The 18,369-nt window shown below is 34.2% G+C and carries 17 protein-coding genes; 6 read left to right on the top strand and 11 right to left on the bottom strand.

Annotation, left to right across the window (positions count from 1 at the left end; all coding sequences use genetic code 11):
• Positions 1–108 precede the first annotated feature (108 nt).
• Positions 109–957 carry a 4-hydroxy-3-methylbut-2-enyl diphosphate reductase gene (locus AC07XU_RS17905; protein ID WP_494945002.1) on the bottom strand — a complete coding sequence of 283 codons (849 nt, stop codon included), beginning with the start codon at positions 955–957 and terminating at the stop codon, positions 109–111.
• A 107-nt stretch (positions 958–1,064) separates the two neighbouring features.
• Here AC07XU_RS17905 and AC07XU_RS17900 point away from each other — a divergent pair, with 107 nt between their 5' ends.
• Positions 1,065–2,018, top strand: coding sequence for a Fic family protein (locus AC07XU_RS17900; RefSeq protein ID WP_494945001.1), 954 nt, complete (start codon positions 1,065–1,067; stop codon positions 2,016–2,018).
• A 40-nt stretch (positions 2,019–2,058) separates the two neighbouring features.
• On the opposite strand, the gene AC07XU_RS17895 is transcribed toward AC07XU_RS17900, so the two are convergent.
• Positions 2,059–2,568: a phosphoribosyltransferase family protein gene (locus tag AC07XU_RS17895; protein ID WP_494945000.1), complete on the bottom strand. Its 510-nt coding sequence runs from the start codon at positions 2,566–2,568 to the stop codon at positions 2,059–2,061.
• Positions 2,569–2,700: 132 nt separating this feature from the next.
• Here AC07XU_RS17895 and AC07XU_RS17890 point away from each other — a divergent pair, with 132 nt between their 5' ends.
• Positions 2,701–3,417, top strand: a complete 717-nt coding sequence (locus tag AC07XU_RS17890; RefSeq protein ID WP_494944999.1) for a head GIN domain-containing protein — start codon at positions 2,701–2,703, stop codon at positions 3,415–3,417.
• A 200-nt stretch (positions 3,418–3,617) separates the two neighbouring features.
• Here AC07XU_RS17890 and AC07XU_RS17885 read toward each other — a convergent pair whose 3' ends face one another.
• From AC07XU_RS17885 to AC07XU_RS17870, 4 genes are all read right to left on the bottom strand, one after another.
• On the bottom strand, positions 3,618–4,031 hold the full coding sequence (locus AC07XU_RS17885; protein ID WP_494944998.1) for a hypothetical protein: 414 nt from the start codon (positions 4,029–4,031) through the stop codon (positions 3,618–3,620).
• A gap of 4 nt (positions 4,032–4,035) precedes the next feature.
• A complete protein-coding gene (locus AC07XU_RS17880; RefSeq protein WP_494944997.1) occupies positions 4,036–4,602 on the bottom strand; it encodes a hypothetical protein in 567 nt (188 codons plus the stop codon).
• A complete protein-coding gene (gene rlmD / locus AC07XU_RS17875) occupies positions 4,603–6,030 on the bottom strand; it encodes a 23S rRNA (uracil(1939)-C(5))-methyltransferase RlmD (protein WP_494944996.1) in 1,428 nt (475 codons plus the stop codon).
• Between the two features lie 130 nt (positions 6,031–6,160).
• Entirely contained in the window at positions 6,161–6,271 is a 111-nt protein-coding gene (locus tag AC07XU_RS17870) for a phenylalanyl-tRNA synthetase subunit alpha (RefSeq protein ID WP_494944995.1), read from the bottom strand.
• 293 nt (positions 6,272–6,564) lie between these two features.
• On the opposite strand from AC07XU_RS17870, the gene AC07XU_RS17865 reads away from it, so the two are divergent.
• Positions 6,565–7,128: a hypothetical protein gene (locus AC07XU_RS17865; RefSeq protein ID WP_494944994.1), complete on the top strand. Its 564-nt coding sequence runs from the start codon at positions 6,565–6,567 to the stop codon at positions 7,126–7,128.
• Positions 7,129–7,308: 180 nt separating this feature from the next.
• Here the strand turns inward: AC07XU_RS17865 and AC07XU_RS17860 are convergent, their stop codons facing one another.
• The 5 genes from AC07XU_RS17860 to kbl all read right to left on the bottom strand — a co-directional run bounded on the left by AC07XU_RS17860 (position 7,309) and on the right by kbl (position 11,597).
• A complete protein-coding gene (locus tag AC07XU_RS17860; protein WP_494944993.1) occupies positions 7,309–7,884 on the bottom strand; it encodes a TetR/AcrR family transcriptional regulator in 576 nt (191 codons plus the stop codon).
• Positions 7,884–8,297, bottom strand: a complete 414-nt coding sequence (locus AC07XU_RS17855; RefSeq protein WP_494944992.1) for a Rieske (2Fe-2S) protein — start codon at positions 8,295–8,297, stop codon at positions 7,884–7,886. Before AC07XU_RS17855 ends, AC07XU_RS17860 begins: the two co-directional genes overlap by 1 nt.
• Positions 8,298–9,338 carry a phenylalanine--tRNA ligase subunit alpha gene (gene pheS / locus AC07XU_RS17850; RefSeq protein ID WP_494945024.1) on the bottom strand — a complete coding sequence of 347 codons (1,041 nt, stop codon included), beginning with the start codon at positions 9,336–9,338 and terminating at the stop codon, positions 8,298–8,300. It abuts the gene before it with no gap.
• A 107-nt stretch (positions 9,339–9,445) separates the two neighbouring features.
• Positions 9,446–10,375 (bottom strand): alpha/beta hydrolase, encoded by a 930-nt coding sequence (locus AC07XU_RS17845; RefSeq protein WP_494944991.1) that lies wholly within the window; start codon positions 10,373–10,375, stop codon positions 9,446–9,448.
• A 34-nt stretch (positions 10,376–10,409) separates the two neighbouring features.
• Positions 10,410–11,597, bottom strand: a complete 1,188-nt coding sequence (gene kbl, locus AC07XU_RS17840) for a glycine C-acetyltransferase (protein WP_494944990.1) — start codon at positions 11,595–11,597, stop codon at positions 10,410–10,412.
• A gap of 133 nt (positions 11,598–11,730) precedes the next feature.
• Between kbl and AC07XU_RS17835 the strand changes: the two genes are divergently transcribed.
• The 3 genes from AC07XU_RS17835 (at position 11,731) to AC07XU_RS17825 (ending at position 18,238) form a co-directional block, all read left to right on the top strand.
• Positions 11,731–14,181, top strand: a complete 2,451-nt coding sequence (locus AC07XU_RS17835; protein ID WP_494944989.1) for a DUF5686 and carboxypeptidase regulatory-like domain-containing protein — start codon at positions 11,731–11,733, stop codon at positions 14,179–14,181.
• A 127-nt stretch (positions 14,182–14,308) separates the two neighbouring features.
• On the top strand, positions 14,309–15,241 hold the full coding sequence (gene trhO, locus AC07XU_RS17830) for an oxygen-dependent tRNA uridine(34) hydroxylase TrhO (protein WP_494945023.1): 933 nt from the start codon (positions 14,309–14,311) through the stop codon (positions 15,239–15,241).
• A gap of 96 nt (positions 15,242–15,337) precedes the next feature.
• A complete protein-coding gene (locus AC07XU_RS17825) occupies positions 15,338–18,238 on the top strand; it encodes a triple tyrosine motif-containing protein (RefSeq protein WP_494944988.1) in 2,901 nt (966 codons plus the stop codon).
• Positions 18,239–18,369 lie beyond the last annotated feature (131 nt).

The following is an 18,369-nucleotide window of genomic DNA, read 5'->3' as shown; positions in this document are numbered from 1 at the left end:
ATTTTGATTACTCAAATTTATTGCGACAAATATACACTAAGAATAAACTTCTTTTAACTGTAGCGCACATTTGTGGATGTACTAAAATGAATATTACTTTTTAATGATTTAGAAAGATTGAAGCTGTGCTTTAACTTTTTCCATAAGCCACATAGGGGTAGATGTTGCACCACATATACCAATCTTGTCTCCTTCGGCAAACCAATCTTTTTCTAATTCATCTACATTAGATATGAAATAAGAATTTGTGTTGAATTTTTTGCATACATCATATAAAACCTTTCCATTTGATGATTTTTTGCCAGACACAAAAATGATTTTATCGAAATTAATTACAAAATTTTCTAACTCTTCATATCGGTTAGATACTTGTCTGCAAATGGTATCATTCGCTTTTAAATTAAAACCTCTATTGATCAACGCTTCCTTTATTTGATAGAATTTGTCGACACTTTTTGTTGTTTGGCTGTATAGCGTAATGTTTTTTGGCAACTCTACATGATCCAATTCTGCCAAATCTTGAAATACAATTGCATTTCCATTAGTTTGGCCTTGCAAACCTATCACTTCGGCATGACCATGCTTACCAAAAATCAGAATTTGCTCGTCATCATCGTAAGAATTTTTTATCCTGTTTTGCAATTTTAAAACTACCGGACAAGAAGCATCAATTAAGGTAAGATTATTTGCCAAGGCTAGCTCGTAAGTTGATGGCGCTTCTCCATGAGCTCTAATTAATACCTTTTCATTATTGAGTTGGTGTAACTGCTCATGATCAATAATTTTTAAACCTTTAGCCTTTAAACGCTCTACTTCTTCATCATTATGAACAATATCGCCTAAGCAATACAATTTGCCTTCATTATCTAAAATATCTTCGGCCATGTCTATTGCATAAACCACACCAAAGCAGAAACCTGAAGATTTATCTATTGTAACGTCTAAATTGTATGCCATATGTTTAACTATAAAAAGCAAAAGTACGTAAAAAAGATAATTAGAAAATGTCATAATTCTTTAATATCGGATAAATACATATATTTGTTAGACGATAATAGTTAATTATGTGGGAATTAGATTTACAACATTTGGAAGAACTACAACCACATATCAATAGGTTGTATGATAAAAAAGCACTAATTGATAAAGCAAGGCCTTTACCTAGCATCGCTTTGCAAAAAATTAAGGAAGATTTAACATTAGAATGGACCTATAATTCGAATAGCATTGAAGGTAATACCATAACATTAAGAGAAACACAACTAATTTTAAAAGAAGGTATTACAGTTAGCGGAAAATCTTTACGAGAACATTTTGAAGTTTATAACCACGAAAAAGCTATTGATTACTTATACACACTTGTAAATGAAAACTATACCTTAAGAGGAATTGACGTTTTAAACCTCCATGGTTTAGTTTTACGTAGCATTGAAGATGAATTTGCTGGTAGATTAAGAAATGGGGGAGTTAGAATTATGGGAGCAAATTTTACTCCACCAAATGCAAATAAAGTTTCTCAATATTTTGATGAGTTGGTAAGTTTCATCAACAACAACCCTTTAAATTTAAATGATTTAGTTTTATCAACCATTTTTCATCATAAAATGGTTTGGATTCATCCATTTTTTGACGGGAACGGCCGAACGGTAAGACTTGCTATGAATTTACTTTTAATGCGTAAGGGTTTTCCGCCTGCCATCATTTTAAAAAACGATAGAAAAAAATATTACGAAGCATTAAATCAAGCTAACAAAGGAAACTATTACAAACTATGTTTATTAATGCTGCAAGCATTAGAGCGCTCCTTAAACATTTATATTGGTGCGTTACCTGGCAAAAGTTATGATTACGAACCTATCGCAAATATTGTAGAAGAGCCAGGTTTTCCGTACGGGCAAGAGTATGTGAGCTTATTGGCCAGAAGAGGTAAAATTGATGCTTATAAAGAAGGCAGAAACTGGCTAACTACCAAAACTGCGGTTGAAGATTATATGCGTACTAGAAAAAGAGAGAGGTAAGGCTCCGCCTAACTTAACAAAGAAGAAAGAGTTTCAAAATTTAACTCAAGTAAACTCTATCTTCTTCACCTTCTACATCCATCACTACATCAACATGCTCTTTTAAAATGGTAGCCAATTCTAAACCTACAAAATCTGTAGCTATTGGGAAAATTTTATGGCTGCGGTCTACCAAAACTACTGTACGAATTTTTTTATGAGGTGTATTTAAAAAAACTCCTAAGCCATAAGCCAATGTTTTACCGCTGTTTAACACATCATCAACCAAAATAATAACTTTATTTTTCCAATCGCTTTCGGGCAAATCTGTTTTGGCAACTAATTTACTGCTTTGCTTTTCTATATCTACCCTAACTAGCGTAACCTTAAAAGCCGCTATGGTTTCTAAAACTGATTTTAAGCGAACTGCAAGTTTATATCCCCTATCCCAAATTCCAGCTAATATAATTTCCTTTTCATCTAAATTATCTTCTAATATTTGATAGGCAATCCGATTTATCTTTTGAGCTATTTGTTTTTTATCGAGAATTAAGACTTGATTATTAGGCATGTTCTGGCATTTTTAAGCTTTACAAAAGAACGACTTTTAAGCCTCAAAAACCAATACAAAAAAATAATTTACTTTTTATGCAACGTTTCCTGTGCAATTGCGTCTAATAAACACAGACCTCAAATACAGATTATGAAATTTTTAAACTCAGCAAAATCATCTCTGCTTGTTTTATTAGCACTTACTTTATTTAATTTAAGCGCTAGTGCCCAAAGCAGCAAAAGTGTTAACGTTAAGTCTTTTAATGAAATTACCGTATCTAGCGGAATTGACTTATACCTAACTCAATCGGCTAACGAAACCTTAACAATTAAAGGCAATGAAGATTTAATTAAAGATGTTATTGTTGAACAAAAAGGAAGTTCGATAGTAATTAAATATAAAGATGGAGTTAGTTGGAGCCGCATGTTTAAAAACGAAAGTATTAAGGCTTATATAAATTACAAGAATATTAAAGCATTAACTGCTAGCGGAGGCTCTGATGTTTTTACTCAAAACAGCTTAAAAGCTGATGCTTTAGCTTTAAAAGCGAGTGGAGGTTCTGATTTAAAATTAACGCTTGCTGTAAAAGATTTAAGCTTAACAATTAGTGGCGGCAGTGATGCTGAGCTAAAAGGAAGTGGTGAAAACTTAATTGCAAGTGCAAGCGGGGGTTCTGATATTGATGCTTTTGCTTATATAGTTAATAATGCAAAGGTTGCAATTAGTGGCGGTAGCGATGCTAATGTTTACGTTAACAAAGCGCTTGAAGCTAGTGCTAGCGGCGGCAGTGATGTCAGTTTTAAAGGTAATGCATCATTAAAAAAGACATCATCATCTAAAAGTGGTGATGTAAGAAGAGTAAAATAATCTAAATCCCGCATTTGCGGATAAATAGATATAGAATAATTTTAGTTTAGTTTTAGTTTAAAAAGCCAATATTGTGGATGCAATATCGGCTTTTATTTTACCAACTTACTTTTGTGCGCTCCCTATTCTCGAAGAGAGGGAATTAGCAGCTTGTGAGACATAACCATAAATCCGAACTTCGCCAAGTTTCGGTTGTCTTATTACTTCCCTTTGGGATAAGGATAATAAACAAAATTTGCTCCTTCTGGAACAACTACAAAAACACACATGTAATTTTCTGGTTTTTTGTAAGTTTTTAGAAACTGCTCTTTCTTATCAGGATGGATAATTCCTTTTTGTATAAATTCTTCTAATGTTGAAGCTTGAATTGTCCAATCTGTATTAAGTTCTGCTTTATTTAAAATCACTTCACCAATACTTACTTCATGCTGGTGGGCTATAAAAATTGGGTTTAATGAAATACCTTCCATCATTATTTCAACAGCTACTTCCCTAATCGAATCTGCGTAAAAAGTTAAATCTTTCTCTAAACTTACTAGCGGACTTTTCTTCTCTTTTTTTGGCGCTCCATTTTCATCTGAGCTTAAATTGCTCAATAACTCTTCACTCTCCATATACTTAAAACTTAATCTCTTTTTTTAGTGTAATAAATTTATCATCGGCTAAACTATCTGTTAGCATTGCAAAACCATCTGCTGATTTAATTATTCGTTTACTCAGCGGATATTGATCTGAACAAAAATACATACTGCCCTTTTTAATCAATTTCCATTTTTTATTTTTAACTGAATATAGGTTTAAACTTGCCCAACAACTACTAAACCAGTCTGGCCGCAACAAAAGCTCTGGTATGCCATCGCCATCCAAATCGTTGCCTAAAAATAAATCAGCACCAATTGCTTCTTTATGTGCTAACATGGGCAAATTTTTATTTGAGAAATATACATAAGTGATGTATTCTTTCCTTTTATCTCCCATATCATCCTCAATTGGTTTCGGTTTAACGATAAAGGCTGTATCTATTTTACTGAGCAAAACTGTATCAATAATTCCATCTTTTGCCTTCTCAATTTGAGCGATATTACTTATTGTATCTGACAATTTCTGGTCATTTGTTTTGTCTTTAACTTCGGCATTACAAGCGCCAAATAAAACAACTATAACAAAACAAAGCCAGTTTTTCATTTATTTCAATTTAAGTAAAACCACGTTTTCTACATGTTGTGTATGCGGAAACATGTCTACAGGTTTAATGCGTACCACATCATACTTCTCTTTTAGCAAAGCTAAATCTCTAGCTTGAGTAGCAGCGTTACAACTTACATACACAATTTTTTCTGCTTCCATTTCTAACAAACGCTCAACCACATCTGCATGCATACCTGCTCTAGGCGGGTCGGTAATTACCACATCAGGCTTACCATGCGATGCAATAAAATCTGCGGTTAAAATATCCTTCATATCGCCAGCATAAAAAATGGTGTTGTTAATGCCATTTAGTTCGGTATTAAACTTTGCATCTTCTATCGCCGTTGGCACATATTCAATTCCTACAACCTGCTTTACACTACAAGCTACAAAATTGGCAATGGTACCCGCACCAGTATATAAATCGTAAACCAATTCATCACCTTTAAAGCCAGCAAACTCTTTGGTAATTTTATACAATTCGTAAGCCTGATTAGAATTGGTTTGATAAAAAGATTTAGCACCTATTTTAAATTTAACAACGCCATTATCTGTTGGCATTTGCTCAAAAATATGATCTCTACCAGCATAAGTTATCACTTCTTGATCAAAAATGGTATCGTTCTTTTTCTGATTTTCGATATAAAGCAAAGAAGTAATTTCTGGAAATGAAGTTTTTAAATGCTCCATTAAACCATTTATTTGCTCTTGTTCTGCATAAGCGAAAACAACCACTACCATCACCTCTCCTGTTGATGATGTTCTAATGATCAGATTTCTTAAAGCACCTTCGTGGTTACGCAAATCGTAAAAGCTAATGTTATTGGCTAAAGCGTAGGCTCTAACGCTTAATCGTAGGCTATTACTTGGCTCTGCTTGTAAATAGCAATGCTCAATATCTAAAATTTTATCAAAACGCAACGGTACATGAAAACCCAAAGCATTCATTTCTCTACCTTCAGCTTCAAACTCCATGTCGGTTGCGTTTAACCAACGTTTGTTGCTAAAAGTATATTCTAATTTATTTCTGTAGTATTTATTTTCTGCCGAACCTAAAATTGGCTCCATTGACGATGTATCTATTTTGGCCAAACGTTGCAAAGCAGCCTCCACATTTTTTTGTTTAAAGCGCAGTTGGGCCGCGTAATCCATGTGTTGCCATTTACAACCACCACAGGAACCAAAATGACTGCAAAAAGGATCTACCCTATGTTCTGATTTGGTTTGTACGTTTTCAATGATCGCTTCAGCAAAATTCTTCTTCTTTTTCACCACGCGGATATCAACCACATCGCCCGGAACGGCTTTGTCTACAAAAATCACCAATTCATCGGCTTTGCCAACGCCTTTTCCTTCTTCTGCAATGTCAATAATGCTTAGTCCTGCAATACGGATTGGCTCAGCATTTCTTCTGTTTCTACTCATTAATGCAAAGATAGTAAAAAGGTAGAAGGTAAAAGGCTTAAAGGTTGAAGGTTTAAGAAGCTAAAATTTAATCGTATTGAGCCCTTTCCTTTTGGTAGGGTTAGGTGCAGAGAACAAAAAAATGCTTAATCTATTTGCCGAAAACTTTAAGAATAAATCCAAAAGCACCTTCTAACCAATTAAATTTTACATCAAATTGCTCATCAACCAAAACCGAAAACTCTAATAATTCTTTACTCATTTCAATAGATTTAATGATGATTAATATTACAAAAGTATAGTTTTATACCGAAAACCAAAACGGTATATGTTATTATAATGTTAATTTTTAGAAAAGCAATGTTCTGAGCTTTTATTTAAGGATTGTCCCGCTATCACTTCAATTCCCGATGAAAAATCGGGATATTTCCGTTTTATCGGGTTTATGATATTACTGATTGTGCAACTATTTTAAATTGCATAGTTTTAATAGAGCCAGATTTAAAGATAAATGCCAACCGTTAGTAAGTGTAAATAATTATTTAACTTAACAACATGAAGAAATATATTTTAATTCTCGCTCTTGCATCAATAAGTATTTACGCAAATGCCCAACAAAAATCTGGCGCTCAGCAGTTTTGGGATACTTTAAAACAACATTGCGGCAAAGCTTACCAAGGTGAAGTAACTCAAGGTATAACCGATGATTTTAAAAATGGCGCATTAATTATGCATGTTAAATTTTGTGATGACGGAACAATTAAAATCCCATTTTTTGTAGGCGAAAATAGATCTAGAACCTGGGTTTTAACACTTAAAAACGATCGTATTTTGTTAAAACATGACCACCGACATGAAGATGGCACCGAAGATAAAGTTACGCAATATGGTGGTATGACAACCAATAGCGGACAAGCAGGCATTCAGGTTTTTCCTGCAGATCAGCAAACGGCAGATATGCTACCAACCGCAGCTGGCAATGTTTGGTGGATAACAATAGACAAAGATTTCTTTTCTTATAATTTACGCAGAATTGGTTCTGATCGGGTATTTACTGTAAAATTTAACTTAGCTAAGCCTGTAGAAACGCCTAAGGCACCCTGGGGCTGGAAAGATTAATTAAAATTTTTTTTTGGCGATAAAATCGCCCTTCTCGAGCATCCTCGTTACAAACGAGGACGATTTAGGGATGATTTTCTTCCATTACCAAAATTCGGCAACCTAAATCTACTTCAGGATTTTTCTTGTAAACAGAACGGATGCTGAAAAAATTCAGCATGACGACAAATAATTAAAATCTTACAACGCGGCTTTTACCAAATAGGGCAATAACTCTTTTTGAAAAGTTACAAAGTTCTTGCGTACATCGGAATCGCTAACTGAAGTAAAGGCAAATGAGAAAACAATACTTTTACTGGCTTTTAGTAAAAATGCCAATCCGCCTTTGCGAGCTGGGTTATTTTTAAAATGATCTAATTGTAAATAGGCAGAAAGTAACAAAGCCTCAAGCTGGTCTGATAAGTGTTTTAAAAACTCTTGCGAATTTGCATTCTCGCGAACAAAATCCCAGCCAATAAACTCGTTGCAAACCGTGTAAGATAAGCGGCAGGTTTTCATCACCAAAGCTTTTAAATGCTCTTCTTCGTTTTCGAAATTAACTTTATTGCTTAAAATTTCACGAAGATTAACATCCAAGTAGTCCATTAAAATTGCATCTAAAACTTGTTCTTTGCTATCGAAATATTTGTAAATAGTTGCCTTCGCAATACGTGCCTTTTTGGCAATTTCGTTTACACTGGTTTTATGGTAACCGTATTTCCTAAAAAGCTCTTTAGCTGCTCTTACAATGCTTTCTTTTATTTTTTCTGGCTCCATTAATTAGTTACTTGTAAAGTATTACCAGCAATGGTAACACTGTACCTTTTTAGGGATGTTGTAGCTGGCGCCTTAACCGGGCTGCCATCATACAATGAATATTTGGCGCCAGAAATACGATCTGTAGCCGTTAAATTTGGGTCGTCTATCTCAACTGCATTTTTTTGTTCTGGATTTACAGTACTACATCTATCATAAGCCACATACGCGTTATCCGCTCTACGATAAATAATAATACCTGCAACACCATAACCACTAAAACTCACCGCACCACCTGCAGAGCTTAATCTACTTAAACGTGGGTCGGTTAATGGCATATTAAAATTTACGGGAAAATCTGGTATTAGGTTTTGCTCTTTCGCACATGAAGTGCAAATTGAAATGAACAAAAGTAAACCAAATAACTTTTTCATCTATATAATCGCAGTTTTATATTGTTTTAAGAAACGCACATCATTCTCAGAGAATAAACGTAAATCTTTGATCTCGAATTTTAAGTTGGCGATACGCTCTATTCCCATACCAAATGCAAAACCACTGTATTTTTTACTGTCGATACCGCAGTTTTCTAAAACGTTTGGATCTACCATTCCGCAACCCAAAATTTCTACCCAACCACTTCCTTTACACATTTGGCAACCAGCACCTTTACAAATGGTACAAGAAATATCCATTTCGGCACTTGGCTCGGTAAACGGAAAATAAGATGGACGGAAACGTACTTTAGTTCCCTCTCCATAAAGCTCTTGTACAAAATAGAAAAGTGTTTGTTTTAAATCGGCAAATGAAACATTTTCATCAACGTATAATCCTTCTACCTGATGGAAGAAGCAATGTGCTCTTGCAGAAATTGCTTCGTTACGGTAAACGCGACCAGGCATTAAAGCTCTAAAAGGCGGCTGACCAGCCTCCATCATACGAACTTGTACAGATGAAGTATGTGTACGCAATGCGATGTCACCTTTCTCGCCTCCTTTTTTAATGAAGAAGGTATCTTGCATATCTCTCGCAGGATGCTCTTCTGGAAAATTTAAAGCAGAGAAGTTATGCCAATCATCTTCAATTTCGGGTCCCTCAGCAACGCTAAAGCCTAGCTTATTAAAAATCTCTATGATTTCTCTTCTTACTAAAGCTAATGGGTGACGAGCACCAATTTCAAAACCCTCACCAGGCAATGTTAAATCAAGTTGTGAATCTTCAGTTTTCTGTTTTGAGTTTTCAGTTAGCTCATTTAAGGCTTGATATTTAGCTTCTGCTAATTGCTTAAATTCATTTAAAACTTTTCCCAAAGTTCTTTTTTCTTCAGGAGAAACAGCTTTAAATTCATCAAAAATATCTTTAATAATACCTTTTGTACCTAAAAAACGAATACGAAATTGTTCCAGCTCATCTGCACTTGTAGTATTAAATGCATTTATTTCTGCTGTATATTGTGTGATCTGCTCTTGCAACATGCGCCAAATATACGGCATTTTATAGAATTATTTTAAAGCCACGAGTTCAAATACCAAGTTGAAATACATTTATTACAACAAAATGAACTGAAGAGTAAAAAATTGCGCTAATCTAATGTTGTATTAAAATAAAGTACAGATGCATCTAATACCTCCTGCCATTTTCCAGTTTGCGAAAAAAAGTGATTGGCTCCAACAACGTAAAAAAATTGATTTGGCACTTTTAATTCATTTAACTTAGCTCTAAATGCGCTGTAAGTTGTAATATCTTGTTTAGGTAAGCCTTGCAAATCATTATTTTCTGGCAACACATTTAATGTTGGTATTTTTCTATCCACATTTGCTACACTTAAAGCGCTAATCTCCTTATAGTAAGCCTCATTTTCCAAGCTAACTTCGTAACCAGTATAGCGATAACCTGCCTCAAAAAGTAAAGGCGGTAAAAACTGCCAATTTGGGATATTCGAAAAAACAAAATCTAATGGCCCTGCTAAATTAGAAACTGCCTTAACCTTGTTTATATTTCTCTTATCGTAGCTGTACAAAAGCGATAAGGATGCACCAGCACTATGCCCAATCATAACAATTCGATCTGCATTTAACACCCATTCTTTGGCATTAGCCATTGCATAATCAACTATGCTACTCATATCAGTAACTTGATCTTTTACCTTAACTTCACTCTCTAACCTTACGGGAACAGCTTGAGTAGATAAACCCGTACCATTAACCAATCGATAATTTACATTTAAAACTGCGTAACCTTTTGTTGCCAGATACTTTGCTTGTGTAGTAAATTCAGATTTATCGCCTCCTATAAAGCTACCTCCATGCACTAATATAATAATCCCTGTGTTTAATGTTCTATTTGCAGGCAAATAAACATCCATCTTCTGCTTGGCATCAGAACCGTAAGCAACATCTAACATCGTTTTTGCTTGAGCTTCTACTTGGTAAGCTGGCTGATCATTTTTATCGCAACTAGCAAAAAACAATAATAAAATGATATTGAAGAAAACAACTTTGAAATTTTTCATATTGACAATAAAAATTATAACGAATTAGATGTAATTAAATTACACCTAACTCTTTACCAACTTTTGTAAATGCAGCAATTGCTTTATCTAAGTGATGTTGCTCATGTGCTGCAGAAAGCTGTACTCTAATTCTAGCTTTTCCTTGTCCAACTACAGGATAGAAAAATCCTACTACATAAATGCCTTCATCTAACATTTTTGCTGCAAATGATTGTGCTATTTTGGCGTCATATAACATTACTGGTACGATTGGATGAAAACCTGGTTTAATATCAAAACCAGCAGCAGTCATTTTTTCTCTGAAATATTTGGTGTTACTTTCTAATTTATCGCGAAGTGATGTCGTTTCACTTAGCATATCTAAAACAGCAACTGATGCACCAGCAATTGCAGGAGCTAATGTATTTGAAAATAAATATGGACGTGAGCGTTGACGGAGCATATCAACAATTTCTTTTTTACCAGAAGTAAATCCGCCAGATGCGCCACCTAAAGCCTTACCTAAAGTACCCGTAATAATATCTACACGATCCATAACATTAAAATGCTCATGCGTACCACGACCAGTTTTACCAATAAAACCAGTACAGTGTGATTCATCTATCATTACCAATGCTTCATATTTATCGGCTAAATCACAAATTTGATCTAAAGGCGCCACAGAACCATCCATAGAAAAAGCACCATCAGTTACAATAATTTTATGTCTGCAATCTTTTGCTGCAATTAATTGAGCTTCCAAATCAGCCATGTCGGCATTTTTGTAGCGAAAACGTTGTGCCTTACATAATCTCACGCCATCAATAATAGATGCGTGATTTAATTCATCAGAAATAATTGCATCTTCTGCTCCAAACAAAGGTTCAAAAACCCCACCATTTGCATCAAATGCAGCAGCGTATAAAATGGTATCTTCAGTTCCTAAAAATTCAGAAATTTTAGCCTCTAATTCTTTATGAATATCTTGTGTACCACAAATAAAACGAACAGAAGACATGCCATAACCATAATCATCGATGGCTTTTTTTGCAGCTTCGATAACTTTTGGATGAGACGATAAACCCAAATAGTTATTGGCGCAAAAATTAATTACTTCTGCTCCGCTACTTACTTTTATATCAGCACCCTGTGGTGTGGTAATAATTCTTTCGCGTTTAAATAATCCGGCATTTTCTATTTCTTGAAGCTCTTTTTGCAGAACAGGTTGAAGGGTTTTGTACATAATAATTATTTTGGTGCAACCAATAGTGATTAATTTTCGTCACAAATATAATATTTTGCTCGTTAACAAACTTTAACACATTAAATGCGTTAACTTTTACAACTAAAGCGATATTTACAACTTTAATATCTATATGAAGAAAATATACCTCTCTATTGTTTTTATGTTAGCGATAACTAGCTTATCATTAGCGCAATACCAAATCACTGGAAAAATTACCGAAAGTAATGGCGATGCTATTCCTTTTGCATCAATATATATAAAAAATACAAGCAAAGGGGTTTCGGCAAATGTTGATGGCATGTATACCATTAACATAGGAAAAGGTGCTTACACTCTAGTTTATACTGCTATTGGTTTTAAAACTACAGAGAAAACTATCGAAGTAAGCAGTAATCTAACTGTAAATCAGGCTTTGCCAACCGAAAGTTATACATTAAATAATGTGGTGATTAGACCTAATGCCGAAGATCCGGCTTATGAAATTATAAGACAAGCTATTAGATTAAGAAAACAACATTTAAACGAGGTAAAAGAATTTAGTACTGATGTTTATACCAAAGGATTACAAAAATTGGTAAGTGCTCCCAAAAAGTTTATGGGAAGAGATATTCAAAAAACTTTAAACCTAGATACCAACAGACAAGGAATTTTATACCTTTCAGAAACTCAATCCACTTTCAGCTTTAAAAGACCAAATAAAATTCACGAAGAGATGGTCTCTTCTAAAGTATCTGGTAATAATAACGCATTTAGTTTTAATAAAGCTTCAGATTTGATTGTGAATTTTTATGAGAATTTGATGCTAGAAAATACTGGTTTAAGTGGCCGAAGTTTTGTTTCGCCAATAGCAGATAATGCGCTATTTTACTACAGGTACAAACTTTTAGGGAGTACCCAAGAAAATGGAGTTACCATTAATAAAATTGAAGTTATACCCAGACGTAAAAATGATCCAGTTTTTAGAGGTATCATTTATATAGCCGATGATAGCTGGCGTTTATTAGGCACCAACCTAAATTTAACAGAAGATGCTGGCATAAACTTCGTAGATACTTTAAATATTAGTCAGCAGTTTGTGAAGGTTGAGGATGTTTACATGCCATCTAGTGTAAGATTTCAGTTTAATGGCGGCATTTTAAAGTTCAAATTTGAAGGTTATTTCATTGGTATTTATAGCAATTATAATATCAAACCTAAATTTCCGGAGAAATTCTTTACTGCCGAAATTTTAAAAGTTACTAAAGCTGTAAACAAAAAGGATTCTTTGTATTGGATGAATAATAGGCCTATTCAGCTAACAGAAGAAGAAAAATTAGACTATAAAAAGAAAGATAGTATTGCATTGCTCAAACAATCTAAACCTTATCTAGATTCTTTAGAGAACAAAAACAATAAATTTGGAATTGGGAAGCTATTTTTATCAGGCTACACAATTAACAATAGGTACGATAAAAAATATATTTCCTTTGATCCGTTAATCACTTCTATTTTTTATAACACAGTTGAAGGGCTTGCTTTAAAATATGGCGTAACTTTTAGGAAGAATTTTGAGGATAGAAAAAGTTTTTCGATTAGACCAGAAGTTCGATATGGCTTTAGCAATAGAATTTTTACGGCAAACCTAAGCTCAAGTTATTATTACGATCCACTTAAAAGAGCTAGCGTAAGTGCAAGTTTCGGGACAGAAATTGCCGATTTAAATAGATACGGAACTATGAGTTTACGTTCTAACACCATCAACTCGTTACTTTTTGAAACAAACTTGCTTAAGCTTTATAAAAAAGAATTTTTCACTTTAAGTTCTACAAGAGAATTGGCAGATGGTTTACAAGCTTATGCCACTGTTGAATATGCTAAAAATAGTACGCTGCAAAACACCAGCGATTATAGTTTTAGAGATATATCTGACAAAGCTTTTACGTCTAACAACCCTTTCACACCAAGCTTAGAAACTCCTTTATTTCCAACCCATACTTCGTTTAATATATCGGCTAGTTTAGTTTATACCATCGGGCAAACTTACATTACCAGACCAGATGGTAAATTTTATCAGGAGTCAAAATATCCGCGTTTTCAATTAAACTATAGAAAAGGTTTTAAAGGGATTTTAAATAGTGAGGTAGATTTTGATTATCTAGGACTTGAAATCTATCAAGAACGGATTAGTGCTGGTTTACTCGGCTATTTTTCCTTTGTTGTTGGAGCAGGAAAATTCTTAAATAATAAGGTTGTTTATTATCCAGATAGTAAACATTTTAGAGGAAATAATTCAACTATCTTCCCTCCTAACTTAAGGAAATTTAGATTTTTGGATTTTTACCAATATAGCACGGATAGACATTTTGCTGAGGCACATATTGAGCATAATTTTGGCGGCTTACTGATTAACAAAATTCCTTTACTTCGTAAACTTAAGTTCGAAGAAATTATTGGGGCCAGCTATTTAACCCAACCAAATAAAAAGAATTACAAAGAATTTTACTTTGGTATAGAGCGCTTTGGTTTTGGCGTAAGTTATGGTTATGCTTATGATGGTAGTAAAAAGGTTGATCAAGGATTTAGAATTGCCTATAGTTTGTAAACTCCATCAATCCTCAATGGAATGCTTAAGATTTTGCACATCAACCCCTTAAGCCTTCGCCCTTGCAACCTTGTGCCTTTTTCCTTACATTTGCATCATTAAACGCCGTTTGCAGCGGTATCAATAAATTATGATGTACAATACTTTACTCTATTATTGCTATTCACCTATAGCAGATGCTGAACAATTTGCAGCAGATCACTTGGTTTTTTGTAAATCTTTGGGTTTAGTTGGCAGAATTATAGTGGCCGAAGAAGGTTTAAACGGAACTGTTTCTGGCACTAAAGAAGCTTGTGATGCTTACATGCAAGCCATACATGCCGATGAACGTTTTGCAAAAACAGAATTTAAAATTGATGAAGTTGCTGAGCCTTCTTTTATTAAAATGCATTGCAGGTACAAGGCTGAGATTGTGCATTCTGGATTAAGAGACACAAGCATTATCAACCCAAATAAGCAAACTGGAAAATATTTGGAACCCAAAGAATTTAGCGAAATGTTAGATCGTGATGATGTAGTAGTGCTTGATGTGCGTTCCAATTACGAACATAACTTGGGCAAGTTTAAAAACGCTGTAACGCTAGACATCGAAAATTTCAGAGATTTCCCAGATCAGATTAATGCATTAGCTCAGTATAAAGATAAAAAAGTAATGACCTATTGCACAGGTGGTATTAAGTGCGAAAAGGCATCAGCTTTGCTTTTACACCATGGCTTTACCGATGTTTACCAATTACATGGTGGCATTATAAAATATGGTAAAGAAGCTGGCGGTAAAGATTTTGAAGGTAAGTGTTACGTATTTGACAACAGAATTGCGGTTGATGTTAATACTGTAAATCCAACCATAGTTTCGGTTTGCTATAATTGTGGTACAACTACTCCAAAGATGATCAATTGCGCAAATCCGGAGTGCAATGAACACATTACACAGTGTGATGATTGTGGTGAGACTTTGCAAGGATGTTGCTCGGTTGCTTGCTCCACTCATCCACGTAAACGCCCTTATGACGGAACTGGATATTATGTAAAAGTGCCTCAGCCTGTTGCAAAAGCTTAGGTTTTAACATCATTATTAAACAGCTAACTAAAAATGTCACCAAAAATTAGTTTTAAATAATTATTTTGCAGTGCTATGCGCAGCAAATTGAAATGAATGAAAAAAAAATCCCTTAAATATTTTCACCTTCTTTTCGCTCTTTTACTTTTTTCAGGAAAACTGTTTGCCGATGATATTCAAAGCATAGGTGTTCCTTATGTTCAAAATTATCCAAAATCTTCTTACCTATCGGGAAATCAGAATTGGTCTATCGCCAAAGATAAAAATGGCGTAATGTATTTTGGCAACGCCGAAGGTTTGTTAACTTTTGATGGCAAATATTGGCAACAGTACAAAATGCCAAACCGTCAAATTGTTAGAGCTGTAGCTACAGAAAATGGATTAGTATATACAGGAAGCTTTGGTGAATTTGGCTATTGGAACTATCAAAACAAACGACTTGTTTATAAATCACTAATCAATCTTATCCCAAAACCACACAAAATTACTGATGAGGTTTGGAAGATTTATATCGTAGGCAAGAAAGTTATCTTTCAAACATTTTCTACCATTTACATCTACGAAAATCAAAAAGTAAGTGTAGTTAAAGGGCCAGGCACATTTCTTTTTATACATGCCGTTGGTAATAAAATATTTGCTCAGGTTTTGGGCAAAGGTCTTTTTGAACTTAAAGATAAAAAACTGCAAAGCTTACCAGGAAGCGAGCTAATGGGCTCAACTGGTATTTTATCTATACTTCCATACAAAGACAATAGATTCATTATAGGCACAAGCAAAAACGGTTTATTTATATATGATGGATTAACATTTGTACCATTTGCAAGTGATGCAAACTCGTTTCTTAAAACATTTCAACTAAATAACGGCGTTAAATTACTCAATAAGTACTACGCCTACGGCACTATTTTAAATGGATTAATCATAATCGACGAAAATGGAAATGTAGTACAGCGAATCAATAAATCTAGCGGATTACAAAATAATACGGTTTTGAGTTTATATGCTGATAATGAACAAAATTTATGGGCAGGTTTAGATAACGGTATCGATAGAATTGAGCTCAATTCGCCTCTATACTTCTATTTCGACAAAACTGGTCAATTTGGGACCGTATATTCAAGTTTGATTGTAAAGAACAAAATATATCTTGGCACCAATCAAGGTTTATTTGTTAGTCCATGGTTGCCAGAAAATGGCAATACAAACAATAATTTCGATTTCAGATTAATCCCCAACTCACAAGGTCAGGTTTGGGATCTTAGTTTAATTGACAACCAACTTATTTGTGGCCACAACGACGGCACGTTTATCATCAACGGTGATCAAATGCAGAAGATATCTTCAATTAGTGGTGGTTGGACCATCAAAAAACTAAATTCAAATCCTAATTACTTAATTCAAGGCACCTATACTGGTTTAGTTTTATTTAAAAAGGATGTCAGTGGAAATTGGATTTTTAGCCATAAAATTTCAGGCTTTGGCGAACCATCAAGATATGTTGAGCAAGATAACAAAGGCGATATCTGGGTAAGTCACGCCTACAAAGGGTTATATAAATTAGCTTTAAGCAACGATTTAAGATCGGCGAGAAACATCCAATTTTACGATGAGAAGAACGGTCTTCCGAGCAGTTTTAACATCAACATGTTCAATGTAGAGAATAAAATTATTTTCTCATCAGATAATGGATTTTTAGTTTACGATGAAATTAGCAACCGCTTTAGCAAATATGATGTGTTAAACAAAAAACTGGGCAGCTTTTCTACATCAAACAAAATTATTAGTGCCGGCTTTAAAAAATATTGGTTCATCAATCATGGTAAAATGAGTTTGGTTCATTTAACCGAACCTGGCAAAATCTTAGTTGATTCTAGTCGATTTAGTATTTTGGATGGCAGAATGGTTCAATACTATGAAAACATTAGTCAGATTAGCAGTAAAATTTACTTAATTAGCGTTGACGATGGTTTTGTAATTTACGATAGCTCAACATCAAATAACCAGGGCCAAAATCTAAAAATCCCATCGGTACTTATAAGAAAAGTAGAGGATATTACTGATAAGTATACTGTTTTATCAGAAAACGGAAGCTCACAAAGCTTAATAGAAATACCATTTAGCCGAAACAATATTAGGATATCTTATGCACTGCCTTATTACAGACAGGCAAAAGTTAAGTATCAGTTTTACCTAGAAGGATATTCAAACCAATGGTCTGATTGGAGCTCAGCAACACAAAAAGATTTTACCAATCTAACTAAAGGCACTTACAGATTTAAAGTTAGGGCTAAATTAAACGATAATATCATAAGCGAAACAACAGTACTTGAGTTTAAAATATTGCCACCTTGGTATGGTAGTAATTGGGCTATTGGCTTTTATCTCATTGTAGGCATTATTGCCCTTTATGCAGGTAAACGTATTTATGAGGCAAAGCTGATGAAAGATCAGCAAAAGATTACCGATAAACTACAGGCAGAAAAAGAGGATTTTCTTAAAAAAGAAGCCGAAGCCACTGAGAAGCAAATTATTAAAATACAAACCGAGAAACTGCAAGCCGAACTGGCGAGTAAGAATAGAGAATTAGCGAATTCTGCGATGAGTTTGGTTTACAAAAATGAGCTTTTGCAAAAGCTTAGCGAAGAGATGACTAAGCTTAAAGATGAGAATGGAAAGAAGCTATCAGAAGATCAGTTAAGAAAAATACAAAAGGTTATAGATGATGGAATGAATGATGAACGTGATTGGAACCTTTTCGAAAACAGTTTTAATGAAGCACATGAAAGTTTCTTTAAAAAACTAAAAGCAAACCATCCAGACCTTGTGCCAAACGACTTAAAACTCTGTGCCTATTTGCACATGAACATGAGTAGTAAAGAAATGGCATCACTGTTAAATATCTCTCTTAGAGGAGTAGAAATTAGACGCTATCGTTTGCGTAAAAAGCTAGAAGTACCACATGATAAAAACCTTACAGAGTTTTTAATGGAACTTTAACACTACATCATTACCTCTCATCGCTTTATTTTCAGCACATCAAATCACAACTTCAATGTTTAGGCTGTAGTAGTTGTAATATTCTTGTTAATAGCCAAAAAACATTGTTTTTAGCCTAAAAAGCAAATCGG

This window comes from Pedobacter sp. GW456-11-11-14-TSB4 (assembly GCF_059424425.1).
Note: the sequence above shows the minus strand (reverse complement) of the source record. Positions and strands in the feature narration are given on the sequence as shown.

Bases quoted from the DNA above. Each gene is read 5' to 3' on its own strand.
- kbl (WP_494944990.1), bottom strand. From the start codon at position 11,597: ATGTACAAAACCCTTCAACCTGTTCTGCAAAAAGAGCTTCAAGAAATA.
- AC07XU_RS17900 (WP_494945001.1), top strand. From the start codon at position 1,065: ATGTGGGAATTAGATTTACAACATTTGGAAGAACTACAACCACATATC.
- AC07XU_RS17885 (WP_494944998.1), bottom strand. From the start codon at position 4,031: ATGGAGAGTGAAGAGTTATTGAGCAATTTAAGCTCAGATGAAAATGGA.
- pheS (WP_494945024.1), bottom strand. From the start codon at position 9,338: ATGTTGCAAGAGCAGATCACACAATATACAGCAGAAATAAATGCATTT.
- AC07XU_RS17870 (WP_494944995.1), bottom strand. From the start codon at position 6,271: ATGAGTAAAGAATTATTAGAGTTTTCGGTTTTGGTTGATGAGCAATTT.
- AC07XU_RS17855 (WP_494944992.1), bottom strand. From the start codon at position 8,297: ATGAAAAAGTTATTTGGTTTACTTTTGTTCATTTCAATTTGCACTTCA.
- AC07XU_RS17865 (WP_494944994.1), top strand. From the start codon at position 6,565: ATGAAGAAATATATTTTAATTCTCGCTCTTGCATCAATAAGTATTTAC.
- AC07XU_RS17880 (WP_494944997.1), bottom strand. From the start codon at position 4,602: ATGAAAAACTGGCTTTGTTTTGTTATAGTTGTTTTATTTGGCGCTTGT.
- rlmD (WP_494944996.1), bottom strand. From the start codon at position 6,030: ATGAGTAGAAACAGAAGAAATGCTGAGCCAATCCGTATTGCAGGACTA.
- AC07XU_RS17835 (WP_494944989.1), top strand. From the start codon at position 11,731: ATGAAGAAAATATACCTCTCTATTGTTTTTATGTTAGCGATAACTAGC.
- AC07XU_RS17860 (WP_494944993.1), bottom strand. From the start codon at position 7,884: ATGGAGCCAGAAAAAATAAAAGAAAGCATTGTAAGAGCAGCTAAAGAG.
- AC07XU_RS17825 (WP_494944988.1), top strand. From the start codon at position 15,338: ATGAAAAAAAAATCCCTTAAATATTTTCACCTTCTTTTCGCTCTTTTA.
- AC07XU_RS17895 (WP_494945000.1), bottom strand. From the start codon at position 2,568: ATGCCTAATAATCAAGTCTTAATTCTCGATAAAAAACAAATAGCTCAA.
- AC07XU_RS17845 (WP_494944991.1), bottom strand. From the start codon at position 10,375: ATGAAAAATTTCAAAGTTGTTTTCTTCAATATCATTTTATTATTGTTT.
- AC07XU_RS17890 (WP_494944999.1), top strand. From the start codon at position 2,701: ATGAAATTTTTAAACTCAGCAAAATCATCTCTGCTTGTTTTATTAGCA.
- AC07XU_RS17905 (WP_494945002.1), bottom strand. From the start codon at position 957: ATGGCATACAATTTAGACGTTACAATAGATAAATCTTCAGGTTTCTGC.